Annotated in this window: 12 protein-coding genes; 7 read left to right on the top strand and 5 right to left on the bottom strand. The window is 59.0% G+C overall.

Going from position 1 to position 13359, the window contains the following annotated elements:
* Positions 1-460 precede the first annotated feature (460 nt).
* Positions 461-904, top strand: coding sequence for a MerR family transcriptional regulator (locus BUA94_RS11050; RefSeq protein ID WP_073013030.1), 444 nt, complete (start codon positions 461-463; stop codon positions 902-904).
* Positions 905-1034: 130 nt separating this feature from the next.
* Here the strand turns inward: BUA94_RS11050 and carA are convergent, their stop codons facing one another.
* The gene (carA, locus tag BUA94_RS11045; RefSeq protein WP_073013027.1) at positions 1035-2216 is read right to left on the bottom strand and encodes a glutamine-hydrolyzing carbamoyl-phosphate synthase small subunit; all 1182 of its coding nucleotides are present in this window, start codon (positions 2214-2216) and stop codon (positions 1035-1037) included.
* A gap of 235 nt (positions 2217-2451) precedes the next feature.
* On the opposite strand from carA, the gene BUA94_RS11040 reads away from it, so the two are divergent.
* The 3 genes from BUA94_RS11040 to rpoD all read left to right on the top strand — a co-directional run bounded on the left by BUA94_RS11040 (position 2452) and on the right by rpoD (position 7582).
* Positions 2452-2931, top strand: a complete 480-nt coding sequence (locus tag BUA94_RS11040) for a GatB/YqeY domain-containing protein (protein ID WP_073013024.1) — start codon at positions 2452-2454, stop codon at positions 2929-2931.
* A 212-nt stretch (positions 2932-3143) separates the two neighbouring features.
* Positions 3144-5159 carry a DNA primase gene (dnaG, locus tag BUA94_RS11035; protein ID WP_084081932.1) on the top strand — a complete coding sequence of 672 codons (2016 nt, stop codon included), beginning with the start codon at positions 3144-3146 and terminating at the stop codon, positions 5157-5159.
* 422 nt (positions 5160-5581) lie between these two features.
* On the top strand, positions 5582-7582 hold the full coding sequence (rpoD, locus tag BUA94_RS11030; protein ID WP_073013823.1) for an RNA polymerase sigma factor RpoD: 2001 nt from the start codon (positions 5582-5584) through the stop codon (positions 7580-7582).
* An 80-nt stretch (positions 7583-7662) separates the two neighbouring features.
* Here the strand turns inward: rpoD and BUA94_RS11025 are convergent, their stop codons facing one another.
* Positions 7663-8196, bottom strand: a complete 534-nt coding sequence (locus BUA94_RS11025) for an SRPBCC family protein (protein ID WP_073013022.1) — start codon at positions 8194-8196, stop codon at positions 7663-7665.
* Positions 8193-8558 carry an ArsR/SmtB family transcription factor gene (locus BUA94_RS11020; RefSeq protein WP_073013020.1) on the bottom strand — a complete coding sequence of 122 codons (366 nt, stop codon included), beginning with the start codon at positions 8556-8558 and terminating at the stop codon, positions 8193-8195. Before BUA94_RS11020 ends, BUA94_RS11025 begins: the two co-directional genes overlap by 4 nt.
* Before the next feature lie 197 nt (positions 8559-8755).
* On the opposite strand from BUA94_RS11020, the gene BUA94_RS11015 reads away from it, so the two are divergent.
* Complete coding sequence (locus BUA94_RS11015) at positions 8756-9874, top strand: DUF930 domain-containing protein (RefSeq protein WP_073013017.1); 1119 nt, start codon at positions 8756-8758, stop codon at positions 9872-9874.
* 17 nt (positions 9875-9891) lie between these two features.
* Here BUA94_RS11015 and BUA94_RS11010 read toward each other — a convergent pair whose 3' ends face one another.
* Complete coding sequence (locus tag BUA94_RS11010) at positions 9892-11040, bottom strand: amidohydrolase (protein ID WP_073013014.1); 1149 nt, start codon at positions 11038-11040, stop codon at positions 9892-9894.
* Positions 11041-11226: 186 nt separating this feature from the next.
* Here BUA94_RS11010 and BUA94_RS11005 point away from each other — a divergent pair, with 186 nt between their 5' ends.
* On the top strand, positions 11227-11616 hold the full coding sequence (locus BUA94_RS11005; RefSeq protein WP_073013010.1) for a DoxX family protein: 390 nt from the start codon (positions 11227-11229) through the stop codon (positions 11614-11616).
* A gap of 81 nt (positions 11617-11697) precedes the next feature.
* Here BUA94_RS11005 and BUA94_RS11000 read toward each other — a convergent pair whose 3' ends face one another.
* Entirely contained in the window at positions 11698-12300 is a 603-nt protein-coding gene (locus BUA94_RS11000) for a LysE/ArgO family amino acid transporter (RefSeq protein WP_073013007.1), read from the bottom strand.
* A gap of 89 nt (positions 12301-12389) precedes the next feature.
* On the opposite strand from BUA94_RS11000, the gene BUA94_RS10995 reads away from it, so the two are divergent.
* The gene (locus BUA94_RS10995; protein ID WP_073013002.1) at positions 12390-13277 is read left to right on the top strand and encodes a LysR family transcriptional regulator ArgP; all 888 of its coding nucleotides are present in this window, start codon (positions 12390-12392) and stop codon (positions 13275-13277) included.
* The last annotated feature ends 82 nt before the right edge of the window (positions 13278-13359 follow it).

Genomic DNA, 13359 nt, shown 5'->3' with positions numbered 1-13359 from the left:
GGGGTGGTTGATAACAACCTTGGATTGCTGATTTCACTTCCACTAAATTAATGATGGTAAATTGTGAGAAAGGTTTCAGAAGGTCGTATTTATTGATTATCGATAATTAGTAATCTTTCCCTTCTTTTTAGCCTGGTTTCCATTTTGATATTGGCGTTCTTCGTAATGAGCCATCTGGTTGCTGCCTTGGAATTATTCTTATCTGGACTTTTCTGTCTTTTTTCTCTCATTCGGTTCAAATGAATAAAAAATGGCGCGAAATGCGAACTACAGAACATGCCATTGGTGTCATACTGAACGTTGCGTGATGGGTGGTTATCCTCTCCGGAAATTCATCTGAAAACCGGCTTGGAAGTTACGGGCCGTGCGAGTGTCTGGCTGATCGAAGGTGGGTCGAGAAGCAAGGCGGGCACGTAGCAGGATCACATTGCGCTAATGAAAACAAATATCGGGCAATAAAATGAACAGTGTAGCTACCAAGATGGTTGTCCTGCCAGATCTCGCAGGGCCACTGGTTGAGGATGTTGCGGAAGCGCAGCCTCTTGCTATCTCCGAAATGTCGGAGCTTTTTGATGTGACCCTGCGAACCCTCCGTTTCTATGAGGAAAAGGGCCTGCTGAACCCCGTCCGCCGCGGGGCTCGCCGTTTCTACGGTACGCAGGACGTCAGCCGCATGCGGGTGATCCTGCAGGCAAAGAAAATCGGTCTGACTCTCGTCGAGATCCGGCGGGTCATCAAGCTTGTGGAAGGCGATACGCCGCGCCAGGAGCAGTTTGCAGAACTTCGCGACATTTGCGAAAGCCAGCAGAAGATGCTGCGCGAACAAAAGGCCATGCTCGACGAGCAGGTCGCCGAAGTGGACAACGTCTTGTCCTCTTTGAACCAGCTCGTCGCTGGTGCCTGATTTCTTCTGACTTGTCCGGTGGCCTTCCTCCCAAGGCCATCGGTCTTTCTGCTGAAGGACTCTTGTCCAAAATAAAAGCCCCGCGACCTGATGGTTCGGGGCTTTTGTTTTTGGTGTCTTTGGCCTTCGGTCAGGCGGACTTGGCGTCACGCATGAAATCGGTGAAGCGCTTGAACAGATAGTGGCTGTCGCGCGGGCCGGGGGATGCTTCCGGGTGATACTGCACGGAGAACACCGGCTTGCCCTTCAGTCGGATGCCGCAGTTGGAGCCGTCGAAGAGCGAAACATGGGTTTCCTCGACCGTTTCCGGCAGGCTTGCGGTGTCCACGGCAAAGCCATGGTTCATGGAGGTGATCTCCACCTTGCCGGTGGTGTGATCGTGAACCGGGTGGTTTGCGCCATGGTGACCCTGGTGCATCTTCATGGTCTTGCCGCCGAGCGCCAGCGCCAGCATCTGATGTCCGAGGCAGATCCCGAAGGTCGGAATGCCCTTTTCGACAACAGCCTTGATGGTGCTGGCTGCGTATTCGCCGGTCGCGGCCGGGTCGCCCGGTCCGTTGGAAAGGAACACGCCGTCCGGATTATAGGCAAGCACATCTTCAGCGGTGGCATTTGCCGGCAGAACGGTGACCTTGCAGCCGGCATCGGTCAGAAGGCGCAGAATGTTGCGCTTGATGCCGAAGTCGAGGGCAACAACGTTGAACTCTGCTTCCTTGGTGTGGCCATAGCCCTTGTCCCATTCCCACGACGTTTCGTCCCAGGGATGAGTCTGCGTGGTGGTCACGTCCTTGGCGAGGTCCATGCCTTCGAGGCCCGGCCATTCGGCAGCCATCTTCTTGAGCGCGTCCAGGTTGAACTGGCCGTCCGGATGATAGGCGATGACCCCGTTCGGAACGCCCTTTTCACGGATCAGGGCGGTCAGGGCGCGGGTGTCGACACCGGAAATGCCGATCAGGCCACGGGCCTTGAGCCACTGGTCCAGATGACGCGAGGCTCGGTAGTTGGACGGATCGGTGATCGAGGCATTCAGCACGCAGCCGCGGATGCCGCTCTCAGCCGCCATGTTGACGGTCTCGATATCCTCGTCGTTGGTACCGACGTTGCCAATATGGGGAAAAGTGAAAGTGATGATCTGGCCAGCGTAGGACGGATCGGTCAGGATTTCCTGGTAACCGGTCATGGCTGTGTTGAAGCAGATTTCGCCAACAGCTTCGCCTGTGGCGCCGAGGCCTTCGCCTTCGATCACGCTGCCATCGGCAAGGACAAGGAGGGCGGTCGCAGGTTTAGTGGACCATGCGTCGGCAGTCGTCATGTCTTGTTTCCAGATTTTGTTGGTGACATCATGCGCTGCAGAGAAGGCGAAAGCGCGCGGGCGAACCCAACATTAATGCCGTCTGCATTAAGCGCCGGACTCTATGGGAAGCGGGCCGGATCGTCAACATTGATCATCTGAAAAATATACTATATAGATCAACGCTTTAACGGTTCTAGTTGCGTAAACGCAGACGCGCACCGGTGCTGTGCGTGTTCTGGGGCGGGGGAAAGCCATGCGCGAGAAGATCAATTCGGCTCTGAAAGCCGCAGAAACTGCCAATGACAAGGGGCGCATTGCGACCCTGCGGCTGATTCTGGCTGCGATCAAGGACCGGGACACCATTGTCCGTCAGACCGGCCGGGATGGCGTGGGTGACGAAGAGGTGCTGGATATCCTTCAGAAAATGGTCCGTCAGCGTGACGTTTCGACCAAGGAGTATGAAGAGACCGGTCAGCTCGAGCTCGCTGCCCAGGAGCAACGCGAAGGCGATATCATCCGCGAGTTCCTTCCGGGGCAGATCGACACGGAAAAGATGCGTGTCCTGTGCGAGAAGACCGTCCGTGATCTGGGGGCTCATGGCCTCAGGGACATCGGCCGCTGCATGAATGAGCTCAAGGCCCGCTATCCGGGCCAGATGGACTTTGTTCAGGCGTCCTGCGTGGTGCGCGATTTGCTGCGTGTGGAAAACAATGGATCGGCCGGCACGGCCTGATCTTTTCAGGCGCGTTCCGCGCCTGCGGATTTTGCTATTCCCAGCGGTCTGATATAAGCCGCCTCAGGCGAGGGGCCCGGGACCGGCGCTCCCGCTTATCTCCAAATGCAAAGAATGCGCTTCCGTCACGGGCTGATTGCCAACTCGTGCGGAGGCTATCATCTTTGCAGGATGCCGGACGGAGGTCCGGAAGACGATAACCGGCGAGTTCAATGCGTTTCGACAATCGACTTCTCGATGAGATACGGGCCCGTATCAATCTGTCCGACATCGTCGGGCGGAAGGTGTCGTGGGACCGGCGCAAGACCCAGCCGGGCAAGGGAGACTTCTGGGCCTGTTGCCCGTTCCATCAGGAAAAGAGCCCGAGCTTTCACGTCGAGGACCGGCGGAACCGGTATCATTGCTTTGGCTGCGGAGCCTCGGGAGATCATTTCCGGTTCCTGATGGAAACCGAGGGATTGAGCTTCCCGGAGGCGGTGGAGCGGCTGGCCGATCAGGCGGGCGTCGCCCTTCCTGCGCCTGATCCTCAGGCTGCCCGCCGGGAGAAGCAACGGGCAAGCCTTGCCGACGTTTGCGAGATGGCGGCCAAGTTCTTTCAGATGGAATATGGCGGCCCGCGCGGCACGGCTGCCCGTGCCTATGCCCAGAAGCGCGGCCTTTCTGCCGAAACCCTGTCCGAGTTTCGCTTCGGCTTCGCCCCTGAAAGCCGGGATGCGCTGAAGCAGCATCTGATTGCACGGGACGTGCCTGAAAGCATGATGATCGAGGCGGGGCTGCTGATTAAGCCGGAGGACGGCCGTCCGGCCTATGACCGGTTCCGCGGCCGCCTGATGATCCCGATCCATGATGATCGCGGCCGCGTGGTGGCTTTCGGTGGCCGTACTCTCTCGCCGGAAGGTCAGCCGAAATACCTGAACTCTCCGGAAACGCCTCTCTTTCACAAGGGCATCATGCTTTTCAACGCCCATAGGGCGCGCGAGCCTGCCTACAAGGCCGGTCAGGCGGTCGTGGTGGAAGGCTATCTGGATGCGATTGCTTTATGGCAGGCAGGCGTGCGCCATGTGGTGGCGACCCTGGGGACGGCCTTCACTGAGGATCAGGTCACGCGCCTTTGGAAGTTTGCTGCCGAGCCGGTGGTCTGCTTCGATGGGGACGCGGCTGGCGTGTCTGCGGCCCATAGGGCGATCGACCGGATCTTTCCGGTGCTTCACAGTGGATATTCTTTCCAGTTCTCCTTCCTGCCGGACGGCATGGATCCGGATGATCTGATCAAGCAGCGCGGCCTTGCAGGCTTCGAGGCTGAGGTGGAGAAGGCTCAGCCGCTGATTGATGTTGTCTGGGACCGGGAGACCTCGGTCTCGCGCATCGACACGCCTGAGCGCAAGGCGGCTCTGGAAAAGCGCTTCGAGGATCTCGTCGAGACGATCCGTGATCCGCGGGTCAAGCGCCGCTACCAGATGGATCTCAAGTTCAAGCTCTCCAACCTGTTCTATGAACAGTCCCGGCAGCGGGGCGGGGAAGGGCGCAGGCCGGGCGGCAAGGGCAACTTCCAGCCTGGCGGCGGGTTCCAGCCAGCCCCTGAGCCCGGCAGTCTGCTTGCGGTCCGCACCGGTCTGCCGGAGACGCCACATTACGGCATGGAGCGCCTCATCTGCGGCCTTTGCGTCCATTATCCGCAATTGCTCGACCGGCATCTGGAGCGTCTCGTTGCGGTTCGGTTCTCAGACAGTCTTCACGGCCGGTTCCGGGATGCGCTTTGCCGATTTGCCCAAAGGGTTGACGGCAGCAGGGCAGCCGCCACCGATGTTGCCGCCGGCCTGGACGACAGTCTTCAGGCGCTGATGCGCGAAATGATGGAGGATGCCCGTCCGGGGTCTGCGCGTGGCGGTTCGTTCTCGGCCCTGACGCAGCGGTTCCCGCTTTTGCGCAGTGCGCCTCCGGAGGACTTCCTGGAAGCTGTCTTCATGCATTTCCTCGACATGCTGGAACTCAATACGCTTGAGGCGGAACTCGAGGCGGAAATGACCGCTGCCGAGCAGGATCTCAATGAGGAAAGCTGGATGCGGGTTCAGGCCATGAGCAAGGACCTCAACAGGCGCCGGGAGGAGTGCATGCGGGACGAGGCGGAACTGGCGGAACGTGCCAAGAAGATCCGTACGGCGCCGCAGCGGACCGAGCCTTCCCTAGCGGAGCTGCCGGACGCTGGCGGGGCCGAGGTGCCATTTTAAGGCTGTGAAAGCCATTTGAGGCAAAAAACTTGGCCGAACCAATTGGTGATTCGCGAATCACACTTGCGAATCGGCTGCGTCGAGCTAAATAGAAGCTTTGCAGCGATAAAGAGCCGCGAAAGGTCAAGGCACCTGCGGCGAGAAGTCTTGTCACCGCTGTTGACCCGAACTTGAAAACTCTACGGATTGCGCGATCTTTCCGAGAGAGGGGAAACCTGTGGGAAGAATGCGCGGAGAAAATCGGCGCCGGTCATTTTTTTCACGGTTAATTGGGACTTAAGGGACACGGCTTACAAATCATCTCGCGATTCTTGACGATCACACGGCTGCGCAGCCTGGGGGCTTGCGCGCTGGGGATGGTGCGGAAGTAAGCAAATTCAGGCGCGCCGCGAATGGGCTCATTCGCGATTGTGGAGCAGAATATGGTATCGAAGGCGACACAGGCAGACGACACACAGGACAACAATGCAGAAGGTCCGGATGGCCCTCTGCTTGATCTGTCGGATGCTGCTGTCAAAAAGATGATCAAAACCGCCAAGAAGCGCGGTTATGTCACTTATGACGAGCTGAACGAGGTGCTTCCCTCGGATCAGAACACGTCCGAAAAAATCGAAGACATCATGTCCATGCTCTCCGATATGGGCATCAATGTGATCGATGCCGAGGAAGCGGACGAAGCCAACACCGACGATGATGTCGATGGCGGTGATCTGGTCGCGAGCGGTGGAACGGCGGTCGCCAAGTCCACCTCCGCCAAGGAACCGACCGACCGTACCGATGACCCGGTGCGCATGTACCTGCGCGAAATGGGTTCGGTCGAGCTGCTGTCGCGCGAAGGCGAAATCGCCATTGCGAAGCGCATCGAGGCTGGCCGCGAGGCGATGATTGCCGGGCTGTGCGAAAGCCCGCTGACCTTTCAGGCCATTATCATCTGGCGTGATGAGCTGAACGAAGGCACCGTTCTGCTGCGCGACATCATCGATCTGGAAGCAACCTATGCAGGTCCGGACGCCAAGGGTGGCCCGGCTGTGGCCAATGACGACGACGAGGAAGCAGCCCCTGGCGGCCCGCGTGCTGCCAATGATGCAGGTCCCGGCGGTGAAGGGGAAGGCGAGAGCGAAGAAGACGGTGACGACGAGGACGAATTCGAGTCCAACGTTTCCCTGTCCGCGATGGAAGCCGAACTGAAGCCGCAGGTTCTGGAAACCTTCGACCGCGTTGCCGAAAGCTACAAGAAGCTGCGCAAGCTGCAGGACCAGCTGGTTGAAAACAAGCTGGCCAACAAGACGCTCAGCCCGTCCCAGGAACGCCGCTACAAGAAGATTCAGGAAGAGCTGGTCGTCGACGTCAAAAGCTTGTCCCTGAACCAGAACCGTATCGACGCCCTGGTTGCCCAGCTCTACGACATCAACAAGCGCCTGATGGGCTATGAAGGCCGTCTGCTGCGCCTGGCCGACAGCTACAATGTCGACCGGACCGACTTCCTCAAGCAGTATCAGGGGGCCGAACTCGACCCGAACTGGCTGCGCAAGGTTGCGAATCTGTCCACCCGCGGGTGGAAGAACTTCGTTGCCAAGGAAAAGGACAACATCCGCGATCTGCGTCAGGAAATTCAGACGCTTGCGACCGAAACCGGTCTCGAGATCACGGAATTCCGCCGCATCGTTGCCATGGTGCAGAAGGGTGAGCGCGAAGCGCGTATCGCCAAGAAGGAAATGGTCGAGGCCAACCTGCGTCTCGTGATTTCCATCGCCAAGAAGTACACGAACCGCGGTCTGCAGTTCCTGGATCTCATTCAGGAAGGCAACATCGGCCTGATGAAGGCCGTGGACAAGTTCGAGTACCGCCGCGGCTACAAGTTCTCGACCTACGCGACCTGGTGGATCCGTCAGGCGATCACCCGTTCGATCGCAGACCAGGCCCGCACGATCCGTATTCCGGTGCACATGATCGAGACGATCAACAAGATCGTCCGCACCTCGCGCCAGATGCTGCACGAGATCGGCCGCGAGCCGACCCCGGAAGAGCTGGCCGAAAAGCTGCAGATGCCGCTGGAAAAGGTTCGCAAGGTTCTGAAGATTGCCAAGGAGCCGATCTCTCTGGAAACCCCGATCGGGGACGAGGAAGATTCGCACCTGGGAGATTTCATCGAGGACAAGAACGCCGTTCTTCCCATCGATGCGGCCATTCAGTCGAACCTGCGTGAAACCACGACCCGCGTTCTCGCCTCGCTCACCCCGCGTGAAGAGCGCGTGCTGCGCATGCGTTTCGGTATCGGCATGAACACCGACCACACGCTGGAAGAAGTTGGCCAGCAGTTCTCGGTGACCCGCGAACGTATCCGTCAGATCGAGGCGAAGGCGCTGCGCAAGCTGAAGCATCCGTCCCGGTCCCGCAAGCTGCGCTCGTTCCTGGACAGCTGATCCTGCAGCAAGCAGAGTTGAAATGAAAAGAGCCCGGCGGATCATCCGCCGGGCTCTTTGCTTTGCCGGGATATCCCGGATCAGGCCGGAAGCCGCTGGTCGTATTCTGCCCTGAGCTTGAGCCAGCCAGCCCAGAAGGTGTCCGGCTCGCGCCCATCCAGCCGGTCGGCGAGCACTTCCAGATGGCGGTGCCAGCCCGCACCAATCATCACGGTGTTGGCCCGGTCGGAGATGCGCTTGTGCACCACGGTCAGAAGCACCTTGCCGTCCTGTTCTTCGAGATCAAAACAGACCTCTCCGCGTTCGCCCCATGTGAAAATCAGACGGTAAGGCGCATGAACCTCGAGGATGCGGCTGTCCATGCTGTGTTCTTCCGGAAAACCATCCGGCCGCTGGGCTGGCGACTTACTCAGATTGTCATTGCGCCAGGTGAGCGTGAAAGCTGCGTCCTTTTCAAGCGTCATCGGGCCGGCGGCCAACCATGTGGCGCGGAGGCGATCATCGGTCAGGTAATTCCACACCCGCTCAAGCGGACCTGGAAGAAGGCGCTGGATCTTTAGCGTGGCAGGTTCGGTGAGCATGCCGTAATCGCCGGCAACTGCAGTGTCGGTCATTCCTCGTCTCCCATTGGTGTCTTCGGTTTGATGTCGTCTTCCTGAAGCAGGAGTTGCTCGAGCACATCCAGCCTGGAGGCCCAGAAGTGCTCGTAGAAGCCGAGCCATTCATGGGCGCTGGCGAGAGGCCCGGGCGCCAGGCGGCAGATGTGGGTGCGTCCGCTGATCTGTCTGGCAATCAGTCCGGAAGCTTCCAGAACCTTGATGTGCTTGGAGGCGGCAGCAAGCGAGATCTGGAACGGCTCTGCCAATTGGCTCACGGTCCGTTCTCCGTCAGACAGATCCCGCAACATCTGCCGCCGGGTACCGTCGCTGAGCGCGTGAAAGATCGCATTGAGCTGGAGTGTGTTATGTTCAACCATGTGGTTGAATGTATATGGTGTTGTTCAAATAGTCAACCGAATGGTTTAATGTTTTTGAAGGACGGTAAAATTCCCGAGTGCAACGGTCATTCCGCTCCTATTTCGACGCATTTGCGACTATTCATGGTCCCATGGATGAACGCAGACCGATGATGGACAGGGACCCGGCAAACTGGGTGCGGATAGGTGGGGGAGTGATGATCTCCCTTGTCCTTCATGGTCTTGTCGCTGCTGCACTGCTGACCAAGGTTGACTGGCAGCTTCCCGATATGCGGGAGGAACAGCAGACGGTGGACGTGGTTCTTGTGCCTGAACCAGAGCCAGAACCTCAGCCGCAGCCGGAAGAAGAAGCCGCACCCGAGCCCGAGCCTCAGCCGGAACCAGAGCCTGAACCGGAGCAGCCGCAGGCCGAAGAGGAAGCAGCCCCGCAGCCCGAACCTGAACCCGAGCCCGCCCCCCAGGCAGAAGAGATGCAGGAGCCGGAAGCGCAGCAAGTAGAGCCGCAGCAGCCTTTGCCCGTTCTTCAGCCCGTCTATGAATATGCGGACAAGGACAATGGTTCCGAGCAGGCGCAGGACGGGGCGGAGGAACCAAGCGAGCAGGAAACCGAGGTTGCTCAGGAGCCTGAGGAACAGGCCGAGCCCAAGGGGGAGGAGACCGCAGAGGCTGAGCAATCTGAAACCCCTGAGGTGACCGAGACCCCGGAAGAGCCTGAGACCGCAGAGGCCGAAAACGTGCCCGAGGTTCAGGAAGAGGTGCAGGAGGCTGAAGGCCTTGCTGCCGGTCCCGAGGCGCAGGCAGAAGCCTCGCCTGAGGAGCAAGCCATTCCTGCAGGACCGGAACCGTCAGACGTTGCGCCGAGTGACTTTGGCACTGTCGGCCCAATTGCGAGCCTGAGTGCCCCGCCACCGAAGCCTGCAAAGCCCAAGGGGGTGCCAGGTGGAACCTCCGGCAATCTGATCAAGGCGCGGAAGATCTTTTCGGATTCCCTGTCGGATGATCCGCGTGCCTGGACGGCGATGGCGGGAATGGGCCGGAATGAGCGGGCCAACATGCTCTGCATGACCGAGTTGCGTGATCAGCTGCGCAGAGCCAGCCCGCCTTGGCAGCCGGAGGTATTGCCCATTTTGCACCTGGGCTCAGGCACTGTGGTGCAAAACGACAGGGTCGCCTTTTTCGCCGCCGGGCAGTGGTACGATCTTTCCGTCCGGTGCGAAGTCAACAACAGTGTGACCCGTGTCCTCGACTTCGGTTACCGGGTAGGTGCTCCCGTGCCCCGCAGCCAGTGGCGGCAGCGCAAGTTCCCGGAACTCTGACGGGAGGCTGATCGGGCTCAACCCAGTTGGTTCCGGATCGCTCTGAGAAAGACTTTTGCTCCGATCGGGATCAGTTCCTCCGGAAAGTCGTAGTCCGGATTGTGAAGGGCCGGGTGGTCTTCCCCTGATCCCAGAAAGAACATGGCCGCAGGGCAAAGCTTGCGGAACCGTCCAAAGTCCTCTGATGCCCGCATCGGTAGGTTTGCTGGGCCAAAGGGGACGCCTTCATCCGCGAGGGCCTGTTCGAGCACCGCAACGGCTTCCGGTGCATTTTCGCAATGGTCAAAGACGTCGTGATAGGAAAAGGAGAGGTGCAGACCGCGGGTCTTTGCAGCTTCTTGAGACAGCCTTTCGGCAGTCTCGCAAAGGCTTGCCATTCCATCATCGGTGAGGGTTCGCAAAGTGGCCCAGATCTCTCCGTCGCCCGGTGCGATCCCGAAGGCCTCTTCGCCGAGCCAGGCGTGGGTAATCGTGACGAGGGTGAAGTCCGGGTCAGCCTGAGTTCCTTTGGAAAGGCCAGAAAGCACCGGCATCAGGGCCGCCATGGCTGGCATTGGCGAGACGCCGGTTTCAGGTTGGGAGGCATGGGCCGTCTTGCCTTCAAAACGCAACTTGATACCGCGTGAGGCGCAATTGACCGGTCCAGCTTTCAACCCGGCAAAGCCGAGGGGAAGACCGGGAAGGTTGTGCAAGGAAAAGGCAAGGTCGGGGGACAGATCTGCAAAGGCCGGATCGGAGACAACGGCTGCTGCGCCGGATCCATCCTCTTCCGCAGGCTGGAACAGAAGCACCACCCGGCCTCTGCCAGGACGCTGACGGTGCAGGGCCAGTGCAGTGGCTGCCAGAATGGTCATGTGGCCATCATGGCCGCATAGATGCCCCTTGCCGGGAATTTCGGAGCTATAGGCGAGGCCTGTCTTTTCCTCGATCGGCAAGGCATCGAGTTCGCAGCGGACCAGCAGCGTCGGGCCTTGCTCATTCCCCTGAAAGACGGCTGCCACGCCATGGCCACCAAGGCCTTTGACGATCCGATCGGGCTGGCAGCGTGCCAACACGTCTTCGATCTTCGCCGCCGTCCATTGTTCCTGGCCGGACACTTCGGGATGGCGGTGAAGGCTCCGTCTGAGCGCAACGAGCTGGTCGAGATCTTCTTGAGAAAAAGGCATGACACCGTCTCTTTTGGCAGGATGTCCAGTTATCCGGAAACGGCTGATGGGCACAAGACCTGCCTTGACGGACAAGCAACTGTCATTGGGTATTGCGATTTTCCGCTTGGAGCGGCTTCTACTGCCCGCTAAATTTGGCGGTAGACGCGAACTTGTTCAAAATACAACCGTGAAAGACTGTTCCTCATGACCTTTCTTGCTCCCCTTTCCCCGTTCTTGCTGAGCGCGCTGCGCATTGCGTCAGGCCTTTTGTTCCTTCAGCACGGCACCACCAAGTATCTCAGCATTCCGGCAACCAAGATGTCCGGCATCTCGCCGACCACAATGGCTGGCGCTGCCGGTCTCGTCGAACTGATCTGCGGTGCCCTGATCGTGATCGGGTTGTTCACCCGTCCTGCTGCTTTCCTTGCCTCTGGCACGATGGCGGTCGCTTATTTCATGGCTCATGCGCCGAGCAGCTTCTACCCGATCCTCAATGGCGGCGAACTGGCGGCTCTCTACTGCTTCGTGTTCGTCTATCTGGCTGCTGCCGGACCCGGTCCGATCAGCGTCGACAAGGCTATCGGCCGCGCCTGATCAGGGGATGTATTGAAAAATGAAAGCCCTCGCTCCGGTATGCCGGGGCGTGGGCTTTTTCCTTTTTGTGGCTGCTATTCGTTAGTCTGCAAGAAGCAGGCTGGCTGAAAGGCTCATCATCATGATGGCGATGAGGACATCCAGCACCTGCCAGGCCTGTGGACGGGCGAAAACGGGCCGAAGAAGCCGGGCGCCATAGCCGAGGGTGAAGAAGAACACAAAAGACCCGAGCGCAGCGCCTATCGCGAAGAGTGCTTCTTCCCCCGGATAGCGGCTTGCGATGGAGCCAAGCAGAAGCACCGTGTCGAGATAGACATGGGGGTTCAGATAGGTCAGGGAGAGAACCACAAGAAGCGTCGAACCCAGACTTGAAACCGCAGCGCCATTTGGGTCGAGCTTTTCGCCTCCCTTGATTGCGGCCCTGAGGCTGCGCAGGCCGTAGACCAGTAGAAATGCGGCCCCGCCAATGCGTAGGACCGGCTCTATCCACGGCAGAAGGCGTGAGATTGCGGCCAGACTTGTCACTCCCAGCGTGATGAGCAGCGCATCACTGAGGGCGCATGTCAGGCACACCCAGAAGACATGTTCACCGCGCAGCCCCTGACGCAACACGAATGCATTCTGCGCGCCGATGGCGACAATCAGGCTGAGCGACAGAAGAAATCCGGAAAGGGCAGTGGTCACGTGAAGGCTCCTGAAAAGGGATGCCTTTGACTAGTGGAGATAGCTGGATTAGAAAAATTCAAAATTCTTCTCTTTAATTAGAAATTCTAATGAAATTGGATCCTGGTCAGTTAAAGGCATTTTCTGCGGTGCTCCGAACCGGCGGCTTTGACAAGGCTGCGCAGGCTCTCGGTGTGACTCAGTCGGCCATCTCCCAGCGGATCCGGCTGCTTGAGGAACGGCTCGGCTGCAGTCTTATCATCCGGGGGCAACCTTGCTTGCCGACTGGTGCCGGCAAACGTCTGCAAAGGCATGCGGAAGATCTGGAACTGCTGGAACAGTCGCTCAAGGCGGATATCGGGCTGGAGGATCTCTCAGGACCCTGGCCCACAATCCGGATTGCCGTGAATGCGGACAGTCTAGCCACCTGGTTCATTGAGGCACTGGCTCAATGCGAGGGGCTCCTGTTTGACATCATCATAGATGATCAGGACCACAGTGCTGATCTCCTGCGCCGGGGCGAAGTGAGGGCTGCCGTCAGTTCGGACCCGTCGCCCGTGCAGGGGTGCGATTGCAGCGCCCTCGGTGCCCTGCGTTACAGGGCAACGGCAAGTCCAACCTATATGGCCAAATGGTTCGGTGAAGGCGTTAAGCCGGATGCAATCCTGAAAGCGCCGATGCTGACCTACAGCGCGAAGGATGGTCTTCAGGGGAACTGGATCCGGCAGGTGTTCGGGGTGGACCTTGTACCACCAACCCATTGGATGGCCTCGACACACGCTTTCGTTGATGCAGCTTCTGCAGGGCTTGGGTGGGGCATGAACCCGGAACCGCTGGTTCGGCGTCACCTGGAGGAGGGAACTCTCGTCGAGCTTTGTCCGGAGCAGCCGTATGATGTCTCCCTCTTCTGGCACGTGAGCCGGTCCGCGGACAGGTTTCTGGCACCGCTGACCCAGGCTGTGCGCTCCTGCGCGGCAAGTGTGCTGGTCAGGCCTTGATGCCCGAATATGCAGACCTTTGAGGGACTTGCGGAGACGATAAGAAGGCGGCAAATTCCGCCGCAAGTATCTTTGCCGTTCA

Source organism: Roseibium suaedae (genome assembly GCF_900142725.1).
GTDB lineage: Bacteria > Pseudomonadota > Alphaproteobacteria > Rhizobiales > Stappiaceae > Roseibium > Roseibium suaedae.
Note: the sequence above shows the minus strand (reverse complement) of the source record. Positions and strands in the feature narration are given on the sequence as shown.